Below are 4,003 nucleotides of genomic sequence, written 5' to 3' on the forward strand. Positions count from 1 at the left end.
CGAGCCGACAGGCGAGCGGATATAACGCGACCGTAAGGTCGTCCGTTCTTGCAGGACGAGCTGTCCGCCGCATGGCGGACTGAGGGGAGAGATTCGTCCTGATCGCCCTCGGTTTCCATGACTGAAAGAGGTCCTGATCGTTTCAATATGAAACGATCAGGACCTCTTCCTGTCTCACGCTTTTATCCAATGTTTCACGTGAAACATATCAGTCTGGCATCTCCGAATCATCCGTCGCTTACCACAATCCGATGTGAAAAACCAGTCTGGTGTATACGGCATCGATCCCGTATGCTTCGGGCCCGTGAATGACGAACGTAATCTGACCAACGCAACCGATGCGACCAAAACGGGCGATATCAAAACCGCCAACGCCGTGGCCGCTCCCGTCATCGCGGAGTCACAGCTGCCGCAGTCCGACCGCGAAGCCGAACATATGCAGGGCCACTGGGTGCTGGCCAAACTCGGCAAGCGCGTACTGCGTCCCGGAGGAGAACGGCTCACCAGGCGCATGCTCGAGCACACGCCGATCGCCGGCAAGCGCGTGGTGGAGTTCGCGCCCGGACTTGGTCGCACCACGCGACTGATTCTGAACGCAGGTCCCGCGGGATATACCGGCGTCGACCGTGACGAACAGGTCGTGAACATCATCGGTCCTCTCGCGGCATCCGTCGGCGGCGCATGCGTCAGGGCCGACGCCTCCCAAACAGGTCTTGCGGACGAATCGACGGACGTGGTGATCGGCGAAGCCATGCTCACCATGCAATCCGAACGCGGCAAGCGCGCGATCATCGGCGAGGCTCATCGCATCCTGAAACCGGGCGGACTGTACGCGATCCACGAAATGGGCCTCGCGCCGGACGATCTGAATGACTCCGTCAAGGACTCGATCCGCAAGGACCTCGCCAAGGCCATCAAGGTCAACGCACGTCCGCTGACCGCAGCCGAATGGCGGGAACTGCTCGAATCGGAGGGATTCGAGGTGCTGTGGACCGGAACCGAGCCGATGGCGCTGCTGAAGATGCGTCGCAATCTGGCCGATGAGGGCGTGCCTGGCGTGCTGCGCATCGTGCGCAACGTGCTGACGCATCCGGACCTGCGCGCGCGGGTGATGCAGATGCGTCGCGTGTTCAACACCTACGGGGACGCGCTCACCGGCATCGCGTTCGTTGTGCGGCGGCGTGATTGACGCTGTCGTTCCCGCCCGGACGCCGATATGCGATTAAGCTGATACGTGCAGCTCCGGCATCGCGGCCGGCGGCGAATGATGGCCAACGAATTCCATCGAATTCAATGAATGCGACAGCGGCGAATGCGCATGCCGCGCAATGAAAAACGAAATACGGACGATAAAGTAAGGAGTCCCGATATGACCAACGAAACGACGACCAGTGCAACGACCAACGCAACGACCGCCACGCCCGGCGGGCAGCCGATGGTGATGGAGTTCATCGACGATCTCGGACCCATGGTCGAGGTGCAGCCCGAGGCCACGGTCTCACGCACCATGATGCAGGTGGAGGGCGCCAACGTGGTGCTTTTCTCCTTCGACAAGGGACAGGAGCTGAGCGAGCACACCGCCGCCATGCCCGTGCTCGTGCAGTGCCTCGAAGGTCATCTCAAGGTCACCGGTGGCGGCAAAACCGTGGATCTGGTGCCGGGCGGCATCCTGCACTTCCCGACCCGTCTGCCCCACGCGGTCTATGCCGAGGAGGCCTCCAAGATGATGCTGATCATGATGCGGCGGTAGTCGTCGAGTGCGGGGCGGGGCGGCCGTGGCGTACTCGGTCGGCGATTTCGATATATTCATGCAAGCGCTATCACTCAAGTGATTGCTGAGATTTGATCGTTCTGACACGCCAATTATCGAACCGGTTTGATAAACGTGTTCGCTGGGAGTACACTGAATTTCGACCACACACATGCGTCAGACTGGAACGAAGGAGTTTCCCATGGCCAAAGCAGCCAAGTCCGCAACCGATTCCGTGTACAACGACCGTCTCGCCCGCCACTCCGCCGAACTCGACTGGCTGTTCATGGAGCTGTACAACGACCGTGCGGCCCTCGATGATCTCAAGGCCGCCATGGCCGACGCCTACGCCGCCCGCCCCGCCGACCTCAAGGAGCTCGACGCCAAGCGCGAGGCCGACCCCGACTGGTACAAGCGCGGCGACATGTTCGGTATGACCATGTACACCGACCTGTTCGCCGGCGACCTCAAGAAGCTCGCCGATCGCGTGCCCTACCTCGAGGAGCAGAAGCTCACCTACCTGCACCTCATGCCGCTGCTGCAGATGCCGCACCCGCAGAACGACGGCGGCTACGCCGTGGAGGACTTCGACAACGTCGATCCGACGCTCGGCACCAACGAGGACCTCGCCGCGCTCACCGCCAAGCTGCGCAAGGCCGGCATCAGCCTCTGTCTCGACTTCGTGATGAACCACACCGCGTCGAGTCACCGCTGGGCCAAGGCCGCGCAGGCCGGCGACCCCGAGTACCAGGACTACTACTTCTGCTACGACGACCGCACCATCCCCGACCAGTACGACGCCGTGGTCCCGCAGGTATTCCCCGGCACCGCGCCCGGCAACTTCAGCTGGAACGAGCAGATGGGCAAGTGGGTCATGACCCAGTTCTACCCGTTCCAGTGGGACCTCAACTACCGCAACCCCAAGGTGCTCATCGCCATGCTCTCCAGCGCGCTGCACCTCGCCAACCTCGGCGTTGAGGTGCTGCGCATCGACGCCGTGCCGTACATCTGGAAGGTGCTCGGCACCAACTGCCGCAACCTGCCCGAGGTGCACACCATCGTGCGCATGCTGCGCATCGCGCTCGAATGCGTCTGCCCGGCCGTGGTGCTCAAGGGCGAGGTCGTCATGGCCCCCAAGGAGCTCGCCGCCTACTTCGGCACCCCCGAGGCGCCCGAGTGCCACATGCTGTACAACGTGTCGATCATGGTGAACCTGTGGAGCGCGCTCGCCAGCCAGGACGTGCGCCTGCTCAAGACACAGATCGACAAGCTCAACGCCCTGCCCGAGAACTGCTGGTTCGTCAACTACCTGCGTTGCCACGACGACATCGGCTGGGGTCTCGACGAGGACGTGGAGAAGGAGATCGGCATCGATCCGCTCAAGCACAAGGAATTCCTCTACCACTTCTACGAGGGATGCGTGCCCGGCAGCTGGTCCATGGGCGAGCTGTACAACTACGATCCGGCCACCAGCGACGCCCGCAGCTGCGGCACCACCGCCAGCCTGTGCGGCGTGGAGAAGGCGATCATCACGCACGACAAGCCGGCGCTCGAGATCGCCGTGGACCGCGACCTGCTCATGCATCGCGCCATGTCGTTCCTGCGTGGCTTCCCGATGCTCAACTGCGGCGACGAGATCGGCCAGCTCAACGGCTGGGACTACAAGGAGGACCCGGACCGCGTGGAGGACAGCCGCAACCTGCACCGCAGCAAGTTCGACTGGGAGAAGGCCGCGCTGCGCGAGGAGCCCGGCACCCTGCAGAACCAGCTGTGGGAAGGCATGGAGGGGCTGCGCGAGATGCGCGACGACCCGTGCTTCGCGCCCGACGCCTGGGTGTCCACGTGGGACACGCACAACGACGCCGTGCTCGCCGTGGTGCGCAAGTCCGGTGCTGACACGCTCGTCGGCCTGTTCAACTTCTCCCGCGCGACGCAGAACGTGTGGCTTGATGGCGCTGACGGCCTGATGCCGCGCAACGGCGCCGAGCTCGCCCCGTACGAGGCGCGCCTGGTCCGCTTCCACCACTGAGCGATTGGCTGAAAGCCTGATGTAAGGTCCCCGAACCTCGAGGGAGGTTCGGGGACCTTTTGCGTGGGGTTCTGAGGCGCGGTATGGGGCTCATATTCTGGCTCCCCTCCCGCGGAAGGGCCGAGCGGGGCGTCTTGCAATAGTGGACGGCCGTGTTGGCCGCGCTTTTCTTTGATCACCTCATCCGTCAGCCTTTGGCTGCCACCTTCCCCTCGAGGGGAAGG

At 63.2% G+C, this 4,003-nt stretch carries 3 protein-coding genes; all 3 read left to right on the forward strand.

Annotation, left to right across the window (positions count from 1 at the left end):
• The first annotated feature begins 304 nt into the window (after positions 1 to 304).
• The 3 genes from D2E23_RS11420 (at position 305) to D2E23_RS11430 (ending at position 3,779) form a co-directional block, all read left to right on the forward strand.
• Positions 305 to 1,189 (forward strand): class I SAM-dependent methyltransferase, encoded by an 885-nt coding sequence (locus D2E23_RS11420; RefSeq protein WP_241227300.1) that lies wholly within the window; start codon positions 305 to 307, stop codon positions 1,187 to 1,189.
• 246 nt (positions 1,190 to 1,435) lie between these two features.
• The gene (locus D2E23_RS11425) at positions 1,436 to 1,750 is read left to right on the forward strand and encodes a cupin domain-containing protein (RefSeq protein WP_164520804.1); all 315 of its coding nucleotides are present in this window, start codon (positions 1,436 to 1,438) and stop codon (positions 1,748 to 1,750) included.
• 202 nt (positions 1,751 to 1,952) lie between these two features.
• Positions 1,953 to 3,779 carry an alpha-amylase family protein gene (locus D2E23_RS11430; RefSeq protein ID WP_126031016.1) on the forward strand — a complete coding sequence of 609 codons (1,827 nt, stop codon included), beginning with the start codon at positions 1,953 to 1,955 and terminating at the stop codon, positions 3,777 to 3,779.
• The last annotated feature ends 224 nt before the right edge of the window (positions 3,780 to 4,003 follow it).

This window comes from Bifidobacterium callimiconis (assembly GCF_003952005.1).
Lineage (GTDB): Bacteria > Actinomycetota > Actinomycetes > Actinomycetales > Bifidobacteriaceae > Galliscardovia > Galliscardovia callimiconis.